Source organism: Kitasatospora sp. NPDC059827, from assembly GCF_042731675.1.
Lineage (GTDB): Bacteria > Actinomycetota > Actinomycetes > Streptomycetales > Streptomycetaceae > Kitasatospora.
This window is the reverse complement of the sequence record NZ_JBHWIV010000022.1, coordinates 20,218-39,095: the sequence shown is the minus strand read 5'-3', so window position 1 is coordinate 39,095 and position 18,878 is coordinate 20,218. Positions and strand designations below refer to the sequence as shown.

The 18,878-nt window shown below is 74.5% G+C and carries 19 protein-coding genes; 11 read left to right on the top strand and 8 right to left on the bottom strand.

The annotated features are described in order from the left end of the window. Window positions 1-62: 62 nt before the first annotated feature. From ACFV8H_RS16440 to ACFV8H_RS16425, 4 genes are all read right to left on the bottom strand, one after another. On the bottom strand, window positions 63-2,453 hold the full coding sequence (locus ACFV8H_RS16440) for an FtsX-like permease family protein (RefSeq protein WP_380400282.1): 2,391 nt from the start codon (window positions 2,451-2,453) through the stop codon (window positions 63-65). Then, entirely contained in the window at window positions 2,450-3,136 is a 687-nt protein-coding gene (locus ACFV8H_RS16435; RefSeq protein ID WP_380400280.1) for an ABC transporter ATP-binding protein, read from the bottom strand. The genes ACFV8H_RS16440 and ACFV8H_RS16435 overlap by 4 nt, the downstream gene beginning before the upstream one ends. Next, window positions 3,133-3,666, bottom strand: coding sequence for a PadR family transcriptional regulator (locus ACFV8H_RS16430; RefSeq protein ID WP_380400278.1), 534 nt, complete (start codon window positions 3,664-3,666; stop codon window positions 3,133-3,135). Before ACFV8H_RS16430 ends, ACFV8H_RS16435 begins: the two co-directional genes overlap by 4 nt. 135 nt (window positions 3,667-3,801) lie before the next feature. After that, window positions 3,802-4,704: a MarR family winged helix-turn-helix transcriptional regulator gene (locus ACFV8H_RS16425; RefSeq protein WP_380400276.1), complete on the bottom strand. Its 903-nt coding sequence runs from the start codon at window positions 4,702-4,704 to the stop codon at window positions 3,802-3,804. A gap of 155 nt (window positions 4,705-4,859) precedes the next feature. Between ACFV8H_RS16425 and ACFV8H_RS16420 the strand changes: the two genes are divergently transcribed. The 6 genes from ACFV8H_RS16420 to ACFV8H_RS16395 all read left to right on the top strand — a co-directional run bounded on the left by ACFV8H_RS16420 (window position 4,860) and on the right by ACFV8H_RS16395 (window position 10,769). Then, window positions 4,860-6,383, top strand: a complete 1,524-nt coding sequence (locus ACFV8H_RS16420; protein ID WP_380400274.1) for an MFS transporter — start codon at window positions 4,860-4,862, stop codon at window positions 6,381-6,383. A gap of 66 nt (window positions 6,384-6,449) precedes the next feature. Continuing rightward, entirely contained in the window at window positions 6,450-6,866 is a 417-nt protein-coding gene (locus ACFV8H_RS16415) for a hypothetical protein (protein ID WP_380400272.1), read from the top strand. Between the two features lie 196 nt (window positions 6,867-7,062). Beyond that, complete coding sequence (locus tag ACFV8H_RS16410) at window positions 7,063-7,869, top strand: ferritin-like domain-containing protein (protein ID WP_380400270.1); 807 nt, start codon at window positions 7,063-7,065, stop codon at window positions 7,867-7,869. After that, window positions 7,866-8,678: a ferritin-like domain-containing protein gene (locus tag ACFV8H_RS16405; RefSeq protein ID WP_380400268.1), complete on the top strand. Its 813-nt coding sequence runs from the start codon at window positions 7,866-7,868 to the stop codon at window positions 8,676-8,678. The genes ACFV8H_RS16410 and ACFV8H_RS16405 overlap by 4 nt, the downstream gene beginning before the upstream one ends. Window positions 8,679-8,933: 255 nt before the next feature. After that, window positions 8,934-10,214, top strand: a complete 1,281-nt coding sequence (locus tag ACFV8H_RS16400; protein WP_380400266.1) for a hypothetical protein — start codon at window positions 8,934-8,936, stop codon at window positions 10,212-10,214. A gap of 117 nt (window positions 10,215-10,331) precedes the next feature. Further along, on the top strand, window positions 10,332-10,769 hold the full coding sequence (locus ACFV8H_RS16395; protein WP_380400264.1) for a hypothetical protein: 438 nt from the start codon (window positions 10,332-10,334) through the stop codon (window positions 10,767-10,769). A gap of 31 nt (window positions 10,770-10,800) precedes the next feature. Here the strand turns inward: ACFV8H_RS16395 and ACFV8H_RS16390 are convergent, their stop codons facing one another. Beyond that, window positions 10,801-11,730 (bottom strand): YhjD/YihY/BrkB family envelope integrity protein, encoded by a 930-nt coding sequence (locus tag ACFV8H_RS16390; RefSeq protein ID WP_380400262.1) that lies wholly within the window; start codon window positions 11,728-11,730, stop codon window positions 10,801-10,803. A 99-nt stretch (window positions 11,731-11,829) separates the two neighbouring features. Next, window positions 11,830-13,149 (bottom strand): helix-turn-helix domain-containing protein, encoded by a 1,320-nt coding sequence (locus ACFV8H_RS16385; protein WP_380400260.1) that lies wholly within the window; start codon window positions 13,147-13,149, stop codon window positions 11,830-11,832. 491 nt (window positions 13,150-13,640) lie between these two features. Here ACFV8H_RS16385 and ACFV8H_RS16380 point away from each other — a divergent pair, with 491 nt between their 5' ends. Genes ACFV8H_RS16380 through ACFV8H_RS16370 form a run of 3 tightly spaced genes read left to right on the top strand, consistent with a single transcriptional unit; the run spans window position 13,641 to window position 14,789 of the window. After that, on the top strand, window positions 13,641-13,973 hold the full coding sequence (locus ACFV8H_RS16380) for a suppressor of fused domain protein (protein ID WP_380400258.1): 333 nt from the start codon (window positions 13,641-13,643) through the stop codon (window positions 13,971-13,973). A gap of 55 nt (window positions 13,974-14,028) precedes the next feature. Beyond that, on the top strand, window positions 14,029-14,196 hold the full coding sequence (locus ACFV8H_RS16375) for a hypothetical protein (protein ID WP_380400256.1): 168 nt from the start codon (window positions 14,029-14,031) through the stop codon (window positions 14,194-14,196). A 14-nt stretch (window positions 14,197-14,210) separates the two neighbouring features. Then, the gene (locus tag ACFV8H_RS16370) at window positions 14,211-14,789 is read left to right on the top strand and encodes a hypothetical protein (RefSeq protein WP_380400254.1); all 579 of its coding nucleotides are present in this window, start codon (window positions 14,211-14,213) and stop codon (window positions 14,787-14,789) included. Window positions 14,790-14,834: 45 nt separating this feature from the next. Here ACFV8H_RS16370 and ACFV8H_RS16365 read toward each other — a convergent pair whose 3' ends face one another. Both ACFV8H_RS16365 and ACFV8H_RS16360 read right to left on the bottom strand, forming a co-directional pair. Then, the gene (locus tag ACFV8H_RS16365) at window positions 14,835-16,031 is read right to left on the bottom strand and encodes an erythromycin esterase family protein (protein ID WP_380400252.1); all 1,197 of its coding nucleotides are present in this window, start codon (window positions 16,029-16,031) and stop codon (window positions 14,835-14,837) included. A gap of 56 nt (window positions 16,032-16,087) precedes the next feature. Next, window positions 16,088-17,305 carry an alpha/beta hydrolase family protein gene (locus tag ACFV8H_RS16360; protein ID WP_380400250.1) on the bottom strand — a complete coding sequence of 406 codons (1,218 nt, stop codon included), beginning with the start codon at window positions 17,303-17,305 and terminating at the stop codon, window positions 16,088-16,090. 112 nt (window positions 17,306-17,417) lie between these two features. Here ACFV8H_RS16360 and ACFV8H_RS16355 point away from each other — a divergent pair, with 112 nt between their 5' ends. Next, window positions 17,418-18,065 carry a TetR-like C-terminal domain-containing protein gene (locus tag ACFV8H_RS16355; RefSeq protein WP_380400248.1) on the top strand — a complete coding sequence of 216 codons (648 nt, stop codon included), beginning with the start codon at window positions 17,418-17,420 and terminating at the stop codon, window positions 18,063-18,065. Window positions 18,066-18,234: 169 nt separating this feature from the next. Then, the gene (locus ACFV8H_RS16350; RefSeq protein WP_380400246.1) at window positions 18,235-18,828 is read left to right on the top strand and encodes a fasciclin domain-containing protein; all 594 of its coding nucleotides are present in this window, start codon (window positions 18,235-18,237) and stop codon (window positions 18,826-18,828) included. Window positions 18,829-18,878: the final 50 nt, after the last annotated feature.

Genomic DNA, 18,878 nt, shown 5'->3' with positions numbered 1-18,878 from the left:
TGTCATAGGCGCGCGGGTGGAGGTGCCCCCTCCACCCCGGGGTGGAGGGGGCGGCAGGGCCGCTACTCGTGCCGCAGGGCGCCGGGGCTCATCAGGCGCAGCAGCTGCGGCAGCCCCAGGACGGTGGTGAGCAGCACCGCGGCGGCCGCGATCGCGGACATGGTCAGCATCGCGCCCCAGTCCACGGCCGCCGAGACGCCCGCCGAGTACTGCAGCAGCGCCCCCATCAGCAGGCCGGCGACGGCCGCCAGCGCCAGGCCCAGGGCCACCGGGATCAGCGTCTGCCACAGCACCGACAGCCCCAGGACGCGCCGGCGGGTGCCCACCGCGTTCAGCACGCCGAGGACGCGGCGCTGCTCCCGGAAGCGTTCCAGCTGGCCGACCAGCAGGCTGAGGGAGACCAGCAGCAGGGTGATCGTCGAACCGGCCGTCAGCAGCCGCTTGACCGCCAGGTAGGTGGGGTCGAGCGTCCGGTCGAGCGGGAACTCGGCGCGGGCCTGGGGGTCGATCGCCATCACGGCGGTGGTCAGCTGCTCCTCGGCGTCCGGCAGCCCGTCCGCGAGCGACACCAGGACGGTCGCGGGCTGCCCGCGCAGCGCGTCGGCGGGGACGGCGGCCGGGGTGAGGAGCAGCAGGCCGGCGCCGATCCGCCCGTTGGGGTCCGCGCCCTCGACGGCCGGGACGGTGGCGGTCGCGGCGGGCAGCGGGAAGGCCGCCGGCTCGCCCGAGCCGCGGAAGTAGGCGGCGTGGACGAGGGTGCCGGGCCGGACCGGTTCGCCGCCCGGCCGCTCCGGGCCCTGGACGGCGAAGGAGTCCCCGTCCCGGCAGTCGGGCAGGGTCGCGAGCTCGCGCAGCACCGCGCAGGGCGCGATCCGGACCTCGGGCAGCTCCCAGGACTTGGCGGTCGCGCTCTCCAGGGAGAACTCGGTGTACGCCGCCGCGGCCTTCACCCCGGGGCTGCGGGTCAGGCGCTCGGCGAGCTGCTGCGCCCGGGGCGCACCGCCGGGGAAGGCCACCGACTGCTGGTACGCCCCGGCGGTGACCTGCGGCCGCGACCAGGCCTCGTAGCGTGCGCCGACGCCGAGGAAGAGGGTCTGCAGGGCGATCGCCCCGGCGACGGCCACCACGATGCCGCTGACCGCCGCGGCGGCCGGTCCGGAGCCCAACTGGAGGCGGCGGACGGCGAGTTGCCAGGACGGCGGGCCGCCGCCGGCCCGCCGGGTGACGGCCTCCACCAGCCAGGGCAGCAGGGTGCAGACGCCGACCAGCATCAGCAGTACGCCGAAGGCCACGAGGATCGAGCCCCGGGTGTCGCCCACCGGGTCGAGGACGGCGGTGCGCGGGAGGGCGCCCGGCCTGCTCCCTGCGGGCAGGATCAGGGCGAACACCGTCACGGCCAGCCCGGCGAGCGGCAGCATCAGCCGCCAGCCGATCCGGCGCCGGGCGGGGCCGGAGCGGCGGACCACGCCGAGCGGGTCGACGGTGGCCCGGCGCATGGCCAGCAGGGTGACGCCGATGCCCAGCAGCGGCACGACCACGGCGATCGCGGCGGCGATCGCGGGCTGGGGCGCGACGTCCTCGGGGTAGAAGCTGAACCCGGCCAGCCGGATCCGGCCGATCAGCTGACGGCCGAGCAGGAACAGCGCCGAGCCCGCGACCAGGCCGAGCAGCGCGCCCACGAGGGACTCCCCGGCGGCGAGCCGCGCGGTCATCCGGCGGTCCGCTCCGCCGAGCCGCAGGGCGGCGAGCCGGCGGTCGCGCCGTTCGCCGCCGAAGCGCGCGGCGGCGGCGAGGAAGACGCCGACCGGGGCCAGCATCACCGTCAGACCGACGGCGTTGAGCAGGATCAGCTTGGGATCCATGGGCTTGGGCGGCGAGAAGTGGCCGAACTCGGTGATCCGTAGGGCGCCGGTGTCGACCGAGAGGTGGTCGCCGCCGAGCACGTACGCGGCCTGGCCGGGCCCGAGCAGTCCGGCCGCTCCGATGCTGCCGACCACCGGGTGGGGGAGGCGCTCGCGCAGCAGCCGGTTGGCGGGGTCCGCGAGCAGCTCGGCCAGCGCGGGGGAGACGACCATCTCGCCGGGCCGGGGGTAGCCGGCCACGCCCGGCGGGAGCGCCGGGTGCGGCCCCTCGGGCTGGACGATCCGGCCGCGTACGGGCGTGCCGTGGAAGGTGGTGTCGGCGACGGCGATCAGGACCGTCCGGTCCCCGGGGGCCGGCAGCGCCTCGTCGTCGAAGGTGTCGTTCTGGGTGTACAGCCGCTGGTCGCGGTGGTGCACGATGCCCGGGAAGGAGGCGGTGAACAGCAGCATGGCTACGCCCAGCCCGACGCCCAGGGCGGTGAGCAGCAGTCGGCCCCAGCCGTCCCGCCCGCTGGTGACGGCCAGTCGGACGCCCAGGCCCAGCTGGTCCAGGAACGGCGAGCGGATCTTCGGCCCGTCGGCGGCGCTCACCGGGCGGGGGTCAGGTCGAGGGTGCGGCCGTCCCGGACGACGATCTCCCGGTCGGCGTAGGCGGCGACCCGTACGTCGTGGGTGACCAGCACGACGGCCGCGGCGGTCTCCCGGGCGGCGCGGGTCAGCAGCTTCATGACGCGTTCGCCGTTGAGGGAGTCGAGGGCGCCGGTCGGCTCGTCGGCGAACACCGCCTTGGGGCCGGTGATCAGCGCGCGGGCGGCGCCCACCCGCTGGCCCTGGCCGCCGGAGACCTCGCCGGGGCGCTTGGCGGCGAGGTCCGCGACCTCCAGCCGCTCCAGCCATTCGGTGGCCCGGGCCTCGGCGGCCCTGCGGCGCAGGCCGTTGAGGCGCAGCGGCAGCGCGACGTTCTCCAGGCAGGTGAGTTCCGGGACGAGTTGGCCGAACTGGAACAGGAAGCCGAACTCGGTGCGCCGCAGCGCGCTCAGCCGGGCGTCGGAGTGGGCGGTGAGGTCCTGCCCCTGGTAGCTGATGGTGCCGCGGTCGGGGCGGGTGATGCCGGCCAGGCAGTGCAGCAGGGTGGACTTCCCCGAGCCGGAGGGGCCCATCACGGCGACGAGTTCGCCGGCGGCGACGGTGAGGGAGGCGCCGTCGAGGGCCGGGGTGAGGCCGAAGGACTTGTGCAGGTCCCGGGCCTGGAGCAGGGGCTGGTCGGTGGTCAACGCGGCTTCTCCGTCAGGCGGGTGGTGAGGTCGTCGAGGCGGGCGGCGGTCAGCTCCAGCCAGCGCAGGTCGGCCTCCAGGTGGAACAGGGCGTGGTCGCAGATCAGTTCGTCGGTGAGGTCGCCGTCGAGCTTGCGGCGGGTCAGTTCGCGCATCGTCCGCAGGTGTTCGGCCCGCTGGACGTCCAGCACGTCGGTCGCCGAGCGGCCGGTCAGGATGGCGAGCACGACCTTCTGGTACAGCGTGCTCTGCAGGTACGGCTGGGGGTCCTCCGGTTGGGCGAGCCAGCCGGCGAGGTCGGTGACGCCCGCGTCGGTGATCGCGTACCGCTTGCGGTCCGGGCCGCCGCCGGCCTCGACGCCCTCCACGACGACCAGGCCGTTCTTCAACAGCCGGGAGAGGGTGGCGTAGACCTGCCCGTAGTGCAGGGCGCGGTCGCGCCCGAAGTGGTCGTCGTAGAGCCGTTTGATGTCGTACCCGTGGCGGGGCTGGTCTTCCAGCAGCCCGAGGAGCATCTGTCCGAGTGCCATGATCATCGACTATACACACCAGCTATACATGGTGTGTATAGCGAGGCATGCGACCCCACTGGAACCATCCCTGCTCGGACGGCGACCCCGCACGCGTGCACGCCCCGCCCGGGCGGGGCGTGCACGCCGGGGGCGTCAGGCGCGGTCGAGCGCCTCGCCGATCCGGGCGGCCATGGCGGTCATGGCCGGGCTCGCGGGGGTGCGGATCCGCAGCGCGGCCTCCACCGCGACCCGGATGACGGAGCGGAAGTTCTCGGCCTCGCCCGGGTCGGCGTCCCCGAGCAGCGCGGCCGAGGCGGCGAGGGCGGGGAAGACCTGGTCGGCGATGTCGGCGGTCGACTTGCCTCCGAGCTTCAAGCCCTTGGGCTTCTCGGCCAGGACGCGTCCGGTCAGACCGGTGGCGGAGCTGAGGGCCTTTCCGGCGGCCATCCCGGCCCGGGCGGAGGAGAACGCCCCGGGGTCGGCGGCGGCCATCAGGGCGACGACGCCGTGGGCGGCGGTCTGGACGGTCAGCTTCTGGCTCTGGGTGAGGGCGGGCTCGCCGACGCCCGGCCGGGTGCCCGGCAGCTCGGCGGTCAGCTGTGCGGTCGCCTCGCGCTGGACGGCGGCGCCGGCGGTGAGGAAGCCCGCGATGGTGGCGAGTTCGGTGTCGCTGTAGCGCGCGTACAGCTCGTCCATGCCGCTCATGAAGTGCTCGAAGTGCGGTGCGAGGGCCTCGGCGGGGGCCTCCGGGGCCTCGATGAGCACGCTGCGCTTGTCGGCGGGGTTGGGGATCCGCCGGGCGAAGCCCTTGCGCTGGAGCCGGTCGACCAGCCCGGTGACCGAGGCCGGGGCGAGCCCGGAGTGCTCGCCGAGTTCGCGCGCGGTGAGCGGGCCGAACCGTTGGAGCAGGTCGATGGCCTTCTCCTCGGTGCTGCTCAGTCCGTGCAGCTGCGCGAGCGCGCTGTGGAACATGACCGCGGCCGTGCTCAGCTCCCGCCCGGCCGTGTTGAGCCGGGCGATGAGCTCGCCGCGCGAGGGCTGGTCGGTGGTCGTCATGCGCCCAGATTAGCAAGCTGCTTCGCTTCGCCGAACTACTTGTTTCGCTGAACCGAACTACTTGCTATGCTTCTTTCGTCCGAACGAAACATCTTGGGCGGTGCGGCCACGGCCGGGGCCCGCCCCCACCCCTCCGAAACCGAACGAAGAAGGCCATGTCCAAGCAGCGCACCCCCATGCCCGGAGGAGCCCAGGCGCCCGCCGCCGCCTCCCCGGACACCCCGCCCGCCCACCACCGCCGCGGCCTCGCGATGCTCGTCCTGATCGTCGCGTCCTTCATGGACCTGCTCGACACCACCATCGTCAACGTCGGCCTGCCCGCCATCCAGAAGGACGTCCACGCCACCCCCGGCCACCTGGAATGGGTCGTCGGCGGCTACACCCTGGCGTTCGCGATCGTCCTGATCACCGGCGGACGGCTCGGCGACATCATCGGCCGCCGGACGGTGTTCCTCGCCGGGGTCGCCGGCTTCACCGCCGCCTCGCTCGCCGCCGCACTCGCACAGAGCGGCGACGCGCTGGTGGCGGCCCGGGTCGTCCAGGGCGCCTTCGCCGCCCTCATGGTCCCCCAGGTCCTCGCCTCCGTGCAGGCCCTGTACCGGCCCAGGGAGCGCGCCGCGATCCTCGGCATCATCGGCGCCGTCTCCGGGATGGCCGCCGTCGCCGGCCCCCTGCTCGGCGGCTGGCTCGTCTCCGCCGACGCCTTCGGCATCGGCTGGCGCAGCATCTTCGTCATCAACGTCCCCGTCGGCGTCGCCCTGCTCGTCGCCGCCCGGCTCCTGGTGCCCGACACCCGCTCGGCCCACCCGCTGCGCGTGGACGTCCCCGGCCTGCTGCTCGTCTCCACCGGCCTGTTCCTGCTGGTCTTCCCGCTGGTCGAGGGCCGGGAGTCGGGCTGGCCCGGCTGGATCCTGGCCATGCTGGCCGCGGCCCCGGTCGTGCTGGGCGGGTTCGTGGTGAACCAGCGGCGCCGGATGCGCCGGGACGGCTCGCCGCTGGCGCCGATGCACCTGTTCGGCCGGCGGGGCTTCGCCGCCGGCAGCCTCGTCCAGCTGTGCTTCTCCGGCGCCATGGCCGGGTTCTTCCTGATCCTCGCCCTCTACCTCCAGCTCGGCCTGCACTTCTCCGCCATGGCCTCCGGGCTGACGCTGCTGCCGTTCACCGCGGGCGCCTTCCTCGGCTCGGGCGTCTCGGTGCCGCTCGCCCGGAAGGCCGGCAAGCCGCTCGTCGTCCTGGGCGCCCTGATGCAGGCCGGCGGTGCCGCCTGGGTGCGCCAGGTCGTCGACTCCCACGGCGCGGGCCTGTCCGGCTGGGACCTGCTGTGGCCGCTCGCCCTGGCGGGCCTGGGCCTCGGCCTCCTCGTCGTGCCGCTGGTCGACCTCGCCCTGGCGACCGTCGACGTCCGCGAGGCCGGGGCCGCCTCCGGCGTCTACAGCACCTTCCAGCAGTTCGGCGCGGCCCTCGGCGTTGCCGTCACCGGAGTGGTCTTCTTCGGCCGCACCCACGACGGCTACGACCCCGCCGTCCTGCGCACCGCCCTGCTGGCCGGCGCCCTGGTCTGCGTCGCCGGCTACCTCCTCGCCGCCCTCGCGGGCCTGTTCCTGCCCGCCAGCCGGCTGGCCCGCCACGAGCCCGCCGACGAGGAGGAGGCCGGCGACCTCCTGCCCGCCGCCCACTGACCGCTCGACCGCTCGATCACTCACGGCCCCTGCTCCACACCGAACCCGGAGAGAAGGAAACCCACCATGTCCGACACCACCGCCGTCCTGACCGCCGACGACCGGCTCACCCTCCAGACCGCCGCCCACGGCGTCGTCGTGCTGATGGCCGCCTCCGACCCCGGCGCGATCTCCTCCGCCAAGGCCGGCATGGCCGCCGGCAAGGCCCTCAGCTCCGCCACCGGCCTCACCGGGCGCGTCCTCGCCGAGAAGCCCAAGGGCCTCAAGCTCGACGGCAGCTCCACCGCCGACATCGCCGACCGGGTCTTCGACGCCATCCGCCGCTCCCTGGCGCTGCTGGACGCCAAGGCCCCCGAGGAGACCGACAACTTCCGCGCCACCCTGACGGTCGCGATGCGGGCCGCCCAGCACGCCCGCCCCGGCGCCAACCCGGCCCAGGCCGCGATGGCCGACAAGATCGCCGGCATCCTCGACGGCGCCTGACCGCCCATCGGCCGGGGCGGCTCCGGCCGCCCCGGCAGAGCGCCCGCCCCGGTCACCTTTCGCCCCCGCAGCTCACCCCCAGGGGTGAATTCGGGGGCCGTTCGGGGTACCGGACCAAGCCGGGCGGGCGAGCGTGCCGAACGTCAGGGCAGAGCGGTCCGGCATCCGGCCGACCGCCTGGCCGAGACGGGACATGATGGCCAGCGAGCACATCGACACCCGGCTGCTGGAAGAACTCACCGAGCAGTCACAGGACTTGAACAGCGACGCGCTGCGGATCAGCCGCGGAGCGCTGACCGACTTCGCGGAGGGCACCGAGCCCCCGCGCCGCTGGTGGCAGCGCGGGGCGACCCTCGGCGCCCTGGCCGGCGGGGCCGGTCTGCTGAGCGCCGTGCGCGCCGCGGCGGCCTCGCCGTCGGCCTCCGCGTCCGCCTCCGCCGACGACATCAGGGCGCTGCAGACCGCCGCGTCCCTGGAGAACCTGGCGGTCAGCGTCTACCAGACCGCCGCCGCACTGCCGTTCATCAAGGACGGCAACAAGACGGTCGCCGCGTTCATCGCCAAGACCACCGAGCAGCACCAGGCCCACGCCAAGGCCTTCAACGCCGCCGCGACCACCGCCGGCGGGCAGGCGCAGAACGACCCCGACCCGAAGTACAAGGCCGTCGTCGACCAGACCCTGCCCACCATCAAGACCCCGGCCGACGTGGTGAAGCTCGCCATCACGCTGGAGGACGTCGCCGCCCAGACGTACACCAAGAACGTCGGCCAGGTGAGCAACGCCGACCTGCGCAAGCTGTTCGCCTCGGTCGCCCCGGTCGAGGCCCAGCACCGTGCCGTCCTGCTGGCCGTGCAGGCGCTGCTGGCGGGCAACGCCGCCGACCTGATCACCATCCCGGTCGACCCGGCGAAGCTGCCCGCGGCCGCGGGCAGCGTGGGCTTCCCCGACGCCTTCTACAAGACCGACAACGCCTCCCCGATCACCGAAGGGGCCGTGAAGTGAGCACCGACCGCACCTGGGAGCCCGCCATCGGCGAGGCCGAACTCGCCCGCCTGACCAGGGACATGGACGAGGCCCACCGCGCCACCCTCCCGGTCATGCGCGAGAGCGCACGCGAGCTGGCCGACCAGATCCGCGTCACCGGCCAGGCCGAGCTGGCCCGGCGCCGCTTCCTGCTCGGCGCGGGCGGGGTGGCCGCGGCCCTGACGCTGGCCGCCTGCTCCAGCAGCAAGGACGTCAAGGACCCGGCGCCGTCCAGCCCGGCCGGCACGATGCCCGGCTCGGCGTCGGCGTCGGCGTCCGGGAGGTACACCGGGGACCTCCAGGTCGTCGCGCTGGCCACCGCCCTGGAGAACCAGGCCGTCGGCGCCTACCAGGCCACCCTGGACGCCGCCAAGGCCGGCAAGCTCGGCACCGTCCCCCCGGCGGTGGCGACCTTCGTCACCACCGCGATGGCCCAGCACGCCGACCACGCCAAGGCCTGGAACGCCGTCCTCACCGGCGCCGGCCTGCCCGCGATCACCGACGTGCCGCTGTCCAACCAGCCGGAGACCCTGGCCGCGCTCGGCAAGGCCGCCTCCGTCGGCGACGTCGCCAAGCTCGCCCTCGACCTGGAGGACCAGGCCGCCCAGACCTACCTCTTCGCGACGTACAACGTCACCAGTCCCGCCGGCATCGCCACCGCGGCCAGCATCGCGCCGGTCGAGGCCATGCACGCGGCCATCCTGAACTACGTGCTCGGCCAGTACCCCGTCCCGGACGACTTCCTGCCCACCGACAAGGCCGCCAGCCCCACCCTGCTCACCGTCTGACCCGACGACCCCGGGTCCGACGTCCCCCGGGTCCGATGTCCCCCGGACCCGACGACCCCAGACCGGGCGCGCGCCCGGCCCACCGGCACCCGACACCCCGCCGGCCGGGCCGGCGCGCGCCCTCCCTCCGGCCACCCGTCGCGGGGGAAGGCCTCCTTCGCCCGGACGGCCCACCCCGGAGTGCCGGCCGCCGGGCCCTACGGGCCAATGGTGGTCAGCGGCGCCACCGCCGCACGGAGCGCTGGGAGCCCCCCGATGAACGAGCCGCCGGAGCCCCCGGCCCGGCCGGGGCGCGCCTCCCGGGCGGGGCGGCCGGTCCGGAGCACGGTGTCGGCGGTCCTGATCGCGCTGACCTGCGTGCTGGTGCCGGTGTCGCTGCTCACCGTCTGGGTGCACGACATCGCCCTGGACACCGGCCGGTACGTGGCGACGGTCGCCCCGCTCGCCACCGATCCGGCGATCCAGGACGCGGCGGTCAGCCGGATCACCCAGGCCGTGGACGTACGGGTGGACGGTCCGGCGGTCACCTCCGACCTGGCCGCCTGGTTGCAGGCCCGCGGGCTGCCGCCCCGGGTCGCCTCGGCGGTCAAGGCGCTCGGCCCGAAACTCGACGACGCGGTGAACCAGGTGGTCACCGAGGCCGCCACGCAGGTCGTGCACAGCGACACCTTCGTCACCGTGTGGACCCAGGCCAACCGGGTCGCCCACACCGCCGTGGTCCAGGCCCTCACCGGTCACGGGCGGGGCGCGGTCGAGGTCACCGACGGCACGGTCACCCTCGACCTCGGCTCGGTCGTCGACCGGCTGAAAGACACGCTGGTGGCCGAGGGGCTGAGCCCGGCCGAGCGGATCCCGGACGTGGACAAGCGCATGGTGCTGTTCCAGTCCGACCGGCTGGCCCGGATCCGCGGCGCCGCGCACGCCCTCGACGTGGTCGGCAACTGGCTGCCCGTGCTCACCGTGTCGCTCGGCGCCGTCGGCGTCCTGCTGGCCCGCCGCCGACGCCGGGCCCTGGTGTCCGCCGCCCTCGGTGCGGCCGGGGCCAGCCTGCTGGTGGCCCTCGCCCTGGTGGCCGCCCGCCACTACTACCTCGACCACCTGCCGCCCGCCGTACAGTCCCCGGCCGCCGCCGCGGCCGTCTTCGACACCCTGCTGCACTTCCTGCGGATCAGCCTGCGCACCGCGATCGTGCTGGGCGTGGCGGTGGCGCTCGGCGCCTACCTGGGCGGCTCGGGACGGCTGCCGCGTGCTGCCCGCAGCCGGGCGGACCGCGCCGCGGACTCCGTCGCCCACTGGGGCGACGCCCACGGCGTGCGCGCGGGCCGGGCCGGCACCTGGACCGCCGCCCACCGCCGGTGGCTCGCCGGCACGGCCGTCCTGGTGCTGGCCCTGGTGTTCGCCCTGTGGGACGACCCGACCGCGCTGACCGTGCTGCTGCTGGTCGCGATCCTGCTCGCGGTGCTGGCCGTCCTGGCCCTGCTCGCCGCGTTCGGCCGGGTCGTCACCGGCGGGCCGGACGGTTCGGTCCTACGGTGAGAGAAGGGCCGCTGCCCGGCCCCTCCGTTCCTTCCCTCCCTTCCCTCCCTTCCGTCCCGTCTCCCGTCCCCGTCCGCGTACCGGAACGAGGCGGCCGTCGTCGAAGGAGTCCATGCCATGACCAGCCGTGTCACCGAATCGGGCCGTACCGGCCGGCCCGCCGAGCACCGCCCCTTCGCGGCCGGGTGGACCGTCTTCGCCGCGGTCATGCTCATCGCCGCAGGCACGATGGCGGTCTTCCAGGGGATCGCCGCCATCACCAAGGACAGCCTGATCATCGTCACCCGTCACTACGTGTACTCGATGAACACCGAGGGCTGGGGCTGGATCCACGTCATCCTCGGACTCGTCGTCGCCGCCGCGGGCGTGGCCCTCTTCAGCGGCGCCCCCTGGGCCCGTGGCGTCGGCATCGTCGTCGCGGTCCTGGGGATGGTCGCCAACTTCCTGTGGCTGCCCTACTACCCGTTCTGGGCGCTCGTCCTGATCGCGATCGACGCCTTCGTCATCTGGGCGCTGTGCGTCGGACCGGCCGGCCGGAGCCCCGACGACGCCTGAGCCCCACGACGCCTGAGCCCGGCGCAGACGCTCACTCCTCCTCCTCCTCCGTCGCCACCGGGGCCGCGCCCGGAGTCGCCAGCAGCCGGGCCAGCCGGCCCTGGCCGGCCAGCACGTAGCCGATGCCGATGCCGAGCGTGATGGCGGTGAACACCACGATCAGCCAGCTCAGCAGGGTGAAGACCAGACCGAGCGGGCCGAACTGCGCCACACTGCGGTTCAGCGAGCGGGGGATGTACAGCCGCGACCCCCAGGCGAGCGCCGTCAGCGCCGCACTGGTCAGCACGGCCCCCGGCAGCAGCGGCAGCCAGGGCACCCGGCCGCCGAGCAGCAGGTGCTGGGTCCACCACCAGAGCAGGACGGCGCTGACCAGGTAGAGGAACACCCCGAGGCCGTCGCCCAGCCCGAACCCGGTCCGCACCTGGCCCTGGACGATCAGGACGGCGAGCCACACCAGGAGCCAGGCGAGCCACCGCCAGGCCGCCAGGCGTCCGGCCAGGTGGGGGAGGTGCCAGCTCCGTTCGCACAGCCGTTGCAGCACCCGGCTGCAACTGGTGGCCGCGAGCAGTGTCACCACGATGCCGAGGCCGCCGTAGGTCTCGGTGGTGGCGCTCCCGCTGTCCGTCCGGAGCACCTGGGTGAACTCGTCGTAGGCGGCACCCCGCAGCCCCAGGACGGTGCGCAGGGAGTCGGACACGCTGCTGCGCACCTCGTCGGGCATGAAGGCGGCCAGCACGAAGACCACCGGGATGGCCGTGAGGAACGCCTGGGCCGCGAGACGGGTGGCGGTGTCCAGCACGTGGATGTGGAGCAGCTGCGCCGCGAGTCGGCTGGGGAACGGGGCGTCGCGCAGCGTGGCCGTCCGCCCCCGCAACCAGGCGGAACCGGTGCGGAACCAGCGATCGCGGCCCGGCCGATCGCGCCGTTCCGCCACCTCGCCCTCCCGTCCCGCTGCCAGCATCTCGGATTCCGTCCAAGACTGGGCGACGGGGCGCTCACCGGCATCCCGGGCACGCCGCCGTTCGGCGCAACGGCCGGGGGAGGGCGACCGCGCGGGTGCTCAGCCGCCCTCGCGCTTGATCCACTCGCCGCCGCCCAACGGGTAGTCGTAGCCCGGGCGGTTGACGTCGGCGCTGGTACGGAAGGGCGTACCGCCGTTGTCGATGCGGACGGTGCCGTGGCGGTCGCCGCTGGACCAGTCCAGCGTGAGGTCCCAGCGGACGTCGTGCGCCTTGGTGTGGGCGGTGACGTAGAAGACCTCGGGGTCGGACTTGCTGACCTTGTACGGGAAGTCGCGCTGCCCGCCCTTCACGGTGATCACGGGACTGCCCCGGTCGAGGTCGATGTCGAAGGACTTGGCGTCGACGCCGCCGCCGCAGCCGACGCCCATCGAGTAGTCGTTCCAGGCCAGCGGCGCGCCCTTGGCGGTGACCCGCACGTGCAGCCCCAGCAGGACGACCGTGTCCGTGCCGGTGCCCTGGACGGTGAGGGCGACCTCCTGCTCGCCGGAGGACACCGCGCCGTAGGCGGCGGCCCAGCGCGGGGCGTCGCGCTCCGGGGCGGGCGGGCCGACCTGGGCGGGCCCGCTGTTCACCAGGAAGTGCTGGCTGCACGGGTCGGCGTAGACGTACGGGCGGGTGCCGACGGTGAGCGGCGCGGGGCCGCTGTCGGTCGGGGTCGGGGTCGGTGTCGCGGTCGCGGTCGCGGTCGGGCTCGGGGGCGTGGCTGAGCTCGGGGCCGGGGTCGTTTCGGCGGCGGCTGCGGGGGTGGTGGGCAGCGGTTCCGGGGCGACGGGCGTGGTCGCGCTGTCCGTCGTCGCCGTCCCGGTCCCGGTCCCAGTCCCGGTCACTGTCGTCGCCGTCGCACCGGCGGCCTGCTGGTCGCCCCTCGCCTGGCCACCGTCGCCGCCCCAGCCCGTGGGTCGTGCGACCACCAGTACGGCCGCCACCAGGGCGACGGCCGTGGCGGACACGATCAGCGCCGTGCGGCGCCGGCGCGGTGGCGCGGGCTCCGCGGACACCACCTCGACCACCGGCTCCGCCTCCGCCTCCGCCGCAGGCAGGTCCGCCGGGGGCAGGTCCGCCGCGGGGGTCTCCGGCGCCCGCTGCTCGGCCCGGCGCCCCCGGGCCGCGTCGGCCAGGATCCAACTCCGGTGCAGCTCCACGAGCTCCTCGGGAGTCGCCCGGCACAGCCGCGCGAAGCGCTCCGCGGACGCGAACTCGTGCGGCAGTGCCGTCCCGTTGCAGTAGCGGTGCAGCGTGGAGGTGCTGGTGTGCAGCCGCTTGGCCAGCGTCCCGTAGCTCAGCCCCGAGCGCGTCTTGAGCTCGCTCAGCAGCCGCGCGAACTCCTCCGTCCCCGCAGCCCCAGTCCCGTCCGACACCCGACGTCTCCCGTTCCCCGCGTCCCGCCCCCGCCGGCCCGGTGCCCTTACACGTCACCGCTGTTCAGGGCCCGTTCCGGCGTCCCACCTTACCCATCCGTGCTGATGGACGTGGCAGTCGGCACGACCGGTTGCGCGAGCGCCGGTGCCCCGACTCCGGCGAGGATCGGATCCGGTGAAGATCGTGTGATCCGCCGGTACCGAACCCCGTCGATCGGCGCCGGCGGGCTCGGGCATCATGAGCGGATGCCGAACAGCGCAGCACGCACCGCCCTCCTCGACCACCTCCGTCGGACACTCCCCGGTCGCGTCATCGACGAGGTCCCGGGTGTGGACGGGCCGATCGAGGACCGCGTGCCCGGATTCCGGGTGTTCCGGGTCCATCCCGCGTATCCGGGTGACTGGTGGCTGTACGTGACGTCGGGCTGCTGGGAGGCGACCCAGCACGACGGCCACGGCGCGGAGTTCTTCCTCGCGGCGCCGCGCGACGAATGGTCAACCTGGAGAGCATCACCGTCAACGCGTACTACCACTGCGGACCGGTGCACCAGCGGCTCGACGTCGGACACACCGTCCCGATCGGCCGCCCGTGGCTCGACGAATCCGCCTGCGACCACTACCTGGTGAGCCTGCCGTACCCCTTCGGGCCGGACTTCGAGGTGTGCGGCTGGGGCGGCGGAGCCCATGCCCGCATCCTGTGGCTGTTGCCGATCACCGAGGCGGAGAAGGACTTCCGGCGGGAGAGCGGCCTGGAGGCGCTCGAAGTCCGTTTCGACGAGCACGCGATCGACCCGGTCGATCCCGCACGGGCCTCCGTTGCCTGACCGGAGCCCGGACAATTCGCATGACAACGGCGCCCGGATCCCCGATCCTTGGCCCGTGCCCAAGGAACCGGACGTGCTCAGCCTCAGGATCACCGGCCCACCGCCGGAGGACCGGTATCTGGAGGTCCGGCCGATCGTCAACGGCCGGGATTTCCTGACGGACGTGTCCGCCCACGTCGACGGCGGCCCCCCGTACGCGGGGGTGGGCCCCGGTACCTCCTGAGCCCGGACGGGCCGTTGCAGGCCCGCGAGGCGTCCCACGAGGTCCGCCTCGCGTGGGCCGGCTGCGGTTGCGAGAAGTGCTGCGGCGCGCTGTACGTGACGGTCGGCCGCGACGGGGAGCAGGTCGTCTGGTCGGGCTGGCGCAATTCGGCCTCCGGGGACGTCGACCTGCCGGAACTCCGGTTCGCCGCAGGGCCGTACGAGGCCGAGGTCCGGCGGGCCGAGGCGGACCGCGCCTGGGAGACGACGACCGGAGCGGTCGCGCGGCTGCTCGAAGCGCGGCTCCGGAGCCGGACGGACTGGCTGCTCAGGTGGGACTGCGAGGTGGATGCCGTCTGGAGCCACCGCGAGAACCCCGACCGGATCCATCTCCTCCTGCTGCACCCCCGCGACCGGGCCGAAACCGACCTGCCCTGGCTCCAGTTCGGCATCGCCCTGCCGATCTCCGCCGACGACCCGTCGGCCCAGGCCGAGCAGTTGGAGGCCCGGCTGACCGCGACCGCCCCCCGGGCCACCGCCGAGGTCTGGGGCGGTTCGCACCACGCCGAGCAACTCGGCTACCCGTGGCCGCCGGTCGACCCGGATTTCGGCTGACCGACCGGGGGGCGGTCGTCGGCGCGGGCCCCGCCGGCGGGCCGCTCACGGCAGCCAGTGCACCGGGGAAGCCCGGCGGACGTGGACCAGGACGTCGAACGCGTCGGCCAGGGAGTCCACGGCCAGGTGCTCGACGGCGTCGCGCTCCGGGGTGTAGAGGCCGCTGACCACCCGTGCCTTCGCCGGGCCGTCCCACGCGCGGCGGACCTCCGCCCGGCGCAGGTCCAGCCAGCGGGCGGGCAGGCCGGGCTCGCCGAGCCTCGCGTCGACCAGGTCCGCGGCCGGTGCGGGGGCGACGGCGGCCCCGAGGTCGCCGTGGTGGAAGCCGATCGCCACCGAGACGTACCGCCCGCCGTAGCGCCCGCGGAGCAGACTGCCGACGGTGGCCTGCGGGCCCCGCTCGGGTGCGACGCCGAGCACCGCCTCGGTCGCCGCGGTGTGCGCGATGCCGTCCCAGTAGACGGTGCGCAGGCCGGTGCGGTGCTGGAAGGCGGCGATGGCCCCCGCCCACAGCTCGGCCTCGCCCGCGTAGGTGCCGCGCCCGGCGACGCTGTGCTCGTGGAAGTCCACGATCAGCCGCATCCTGGTGACGGCGTCACCGTCACCATCACCGGATCCGGCTCCGGTGCCGGGCAGGGACTCGACCAACGCCAGTGTGGCGCGGGCGTGTTCAGCGAACGGCCGGCCGGGGTGGACACCCCGCGCCCGCTGCACGTGCTCGTCGATCCGATGGGCCGTACGGATCGGCTCCAGGTGGGCCGCCAGTTCCGCGAGCCGCTCCGGCGCCGCCGCGCGCACCTGAGCCAGGGCGGCTTCGTAGTCGGCGTCCCGGGCCTGGACCGGCTTCACCCCGAGGATCCGGACCGGGTCGTCCGGGTGGTCACCGTTGAAGGCCCGGATCCACTCCAGCGCGCCGGCCATCTCCTCGGTGCGCCCCGGCCGCCAGGCCCCGGCCAGGGCGTCCGCCGCCGAGCCCTCGCCGCCGCGTACGTACGCGTCGAGGGCTTCACCGACTCCCGTGCCGTCCTGGACGGCCAGGGCGCGGAAGCCGTGGTCCCGGACGAGTCGGCGGAAGAGCTGGTCCCGCACCCCGAAGGTCTCCCGGGCGAAGCGGGTGGACTCGCCGAGGCCGACCACCGCCGCCCCGGCGGCCAGTCGCCCGGCCATCGCGTCGAGTTCGCCGTCGGGCAGGGGGAGGGCGGCGTCGGTGTGCGGGCGGGAAGCTGCGGTGGTGTTCGGCATGTCGATCAGTCTCGATCCTCAACTCGACTTGAGGTCAAGGGCGGGGTGCGACGGGGTCAGGCCGTGCCCCCGGGGGCCGGGGCGAAGGTGGTGTCGAGCCAGTCGAAGGCGACCTGCTGGAAGCGCGCCATGGCGCCCATGTGGCAGTGCTCGCCCGCGCCTTCGGACTCGGGGAGGGTGATCAGGGTGTGCGGGCAGGTCAGGGCGGCCGCGACCCGCTGGGGCTCGCCGCGGAAGAACTGGTCGTCCTCGGCGTCCAGGACGAGGGTGGGGCAGGCGATGAGCGGGGCCACGCCTTCGAGGGTGTAGGCGGCGGTCCGGCGGATGTAGTCCGAGGCGGAGCTCGCGCCGAAGGCCCACACGCCGTTGCGCAGGGCCCAGCGCAGCTGGGTGACCGCCTGCATCATCAGGCCGAGCACCGGGTCGGCGAGGTCGTCGCGCCCGCTCTCGACCCAGTCCAGGAGGAACGGCGGCATGACCCGGGTGTGGGCGTTGTGGTAGTCGTACAGGCCGTCGTCCAGGACGAGGGCGGCCAGCCGGTGCTCGTGGGCGGCGGCGCGGGCGGTGAGGTAGCCGCCGAGGCTGTAGCCGAACAGGGCGATCCGGTCGGGGGCGATCTCCGGGCGGGTGAGGGCGTAGTCGACCACCGGGGTGACCACGGCCTCCCAGTCGGGGCGGAAGGTGAGCCCCTGCTCGCGCAGTACGGCGCCCTGGCCGGGGCCGTCGTAGGCCAGCACGTTGTAGCCGCGGCGCAGCGCGGCCGCGCCGATGACGAAGTAGGCCTCCTCCAGGGTGGAGTCGAAGCCGCTGGTGAAGACGACGGTCGGGCGGGGGAGGCCGGAGTCGTCGACCAGGAAGAGGTACCCGGGGAGGGTGGTGTCCTGGTAGGGGATGCGCACGGCCTCGACGGGGTGGTCCAGCAGTCCGGCGGCGGTGGCGAAGGTCTCGCGGGAGAGCGCGGAGAGGGTCTTGACCTCGGGGTCGTGGGCGGGGTCGTCGCGGCGGTAGAACTCGGCGGTGCGGTAGTAGTTCGAGGCGCGCAGCAGGGCCTCGCGGGCGCTGACCCGGTGGCCGGCGGCGAGGGCGCCGGTGCCGATGGCGTGGACGCGCTGCGCGGTCCGCTTCCACTCGCGCAGCCAGGCCTCCTCGTCGCCCGCGGCGACGTTGCGGAGGGTGGTCAGGACCTCGCCCAGGTCGGCGCCGCCGTCGTTGGCGAAGCCGGCCGCGCGCAGGGCCTCGAAGGAGAAGGACTCGTCCTCGTACAGGAACTGCATGGTGCACCCCAGACCGTTTGTCGAGACGGAACGGTTTCGTCTCGCCTTCGATGTCGACGATAGACCTCGCCCAGTCGAGACGCAACCGTTCCGCCTCGTGTAGGTTCGGGGCATGCCCAGCACCCCCACGCCCCCGCCCCCGCCCTCGACCCCCGCCTCCGCCCCCGGCCGCGCCCCCGCACGCAGGCTGCCCGGCGGGCCCGTCCTCCAGGACTCGGTGACCGAGGCCATCGCCGAGGCGTTCTTCGAGGAGCTCGCCGCGGTCGGCTACGCCCGGCTCTCCCTGGAGGCGGTGGCCAAGCGCGCCGGCGCGGGCAAGGCGGCCATCTACCGCCGCTGGGCCTCCAAGCTGGAGATGACCGTCGACCTGGTCTCCGCCGTCGCCGTCGCCGAGTCCGGACCTGCCGACACCGGAACCCTGCGCGGCGACGTCCTGGCCTTCGTCACCGAGGTCGCCGACGCGCTCAACCAGCGGCTCCCCGCGCGGATCATCCCCGACCTGCTCGCCGAGGCCGGCCGCACCCCCGAACTGGCCCGGGCCCTGCTCACCAACGTCCGCGACGCGCGTCGCGGCAGGGCCACCCAGCTCCTGGAACGGGCGGTCGACCGCGGCGAGCTCCCCGCCGACGTGGACCGCGAGATCGCCCTCGACCTCCTGGTCGGCCCGCTCTACTGGCGCCTCGCCGTCGTCCACACCCCGACCGCCCCCGACCACCTCGACCGCCTCACCGACAAGCTGCTCGCGGCCTTCCGCGCCTGACGGGGTGCGGCGCGGCGCGGCGCGGGCCGCCCGCACGACGGCGGACGGGTGACGGGCGGGGCGGTACGGGCCCGACCTCCCGTCAGGCGGCCCGGCGTGGTGCCACTATCTGGGGCGTATCGGCGCATCCGGCGCGATTCGACCGGTTCCCCCAAGGAGGAGCTCCGCAATGAGCCGTCGCACCCACCGCCCCGCCATGCTCGTGGCCCTGGCGTTCGTCCTCGCCCCGCTCGCCGGCTGCAGCGGCGCCGGCGTCAGCGGCGCGGGCCCGGTGGCCGTCGCGCCCCCGCCGCCGGAGAAGGCCTTCGGTCAGGCGTGCGCCGCGCTGCCCGGCCAGGGTGCCGGCAGCCTGGAGGCGATGGGCGGCACGCCCGTCCTGACCGCGATCGACCAGACCAAGGACCTCTCCCAGCTGTCCACGCTGGTCAAGACCGCCAAGGCCAAGGACATCTTCGACTCGATGGAGAACGTCACGGTCTTCGCCCCGAACGACGCCGCCTTCGCCAAGCTGACGGAGGACCAGAAGAAGACCCTCGGCACCCAGCAGGGCGCCGGCGACCTGGTCCGCAAGCTCATCGTCGTCCGCGACCTGCGCAAGGACGACCTCCAGGACAAGCAGTACAACTCGCTGCAGGGCGCCGTCATCAAGGCCAGCGGCAGCGGCGAGGACTACCGCATCGGCGGGGCCCAGGTGCTCTGCGGCAGCATCAAGACGGCCAACGCCCGGCTGGCGATCCTGGACACGGTGCCGGCCTTCGGCTGACACCCCCCTCCCGTGGCGGGCCGGTCCCCTGGACCGGCCCGCCTTGCGTT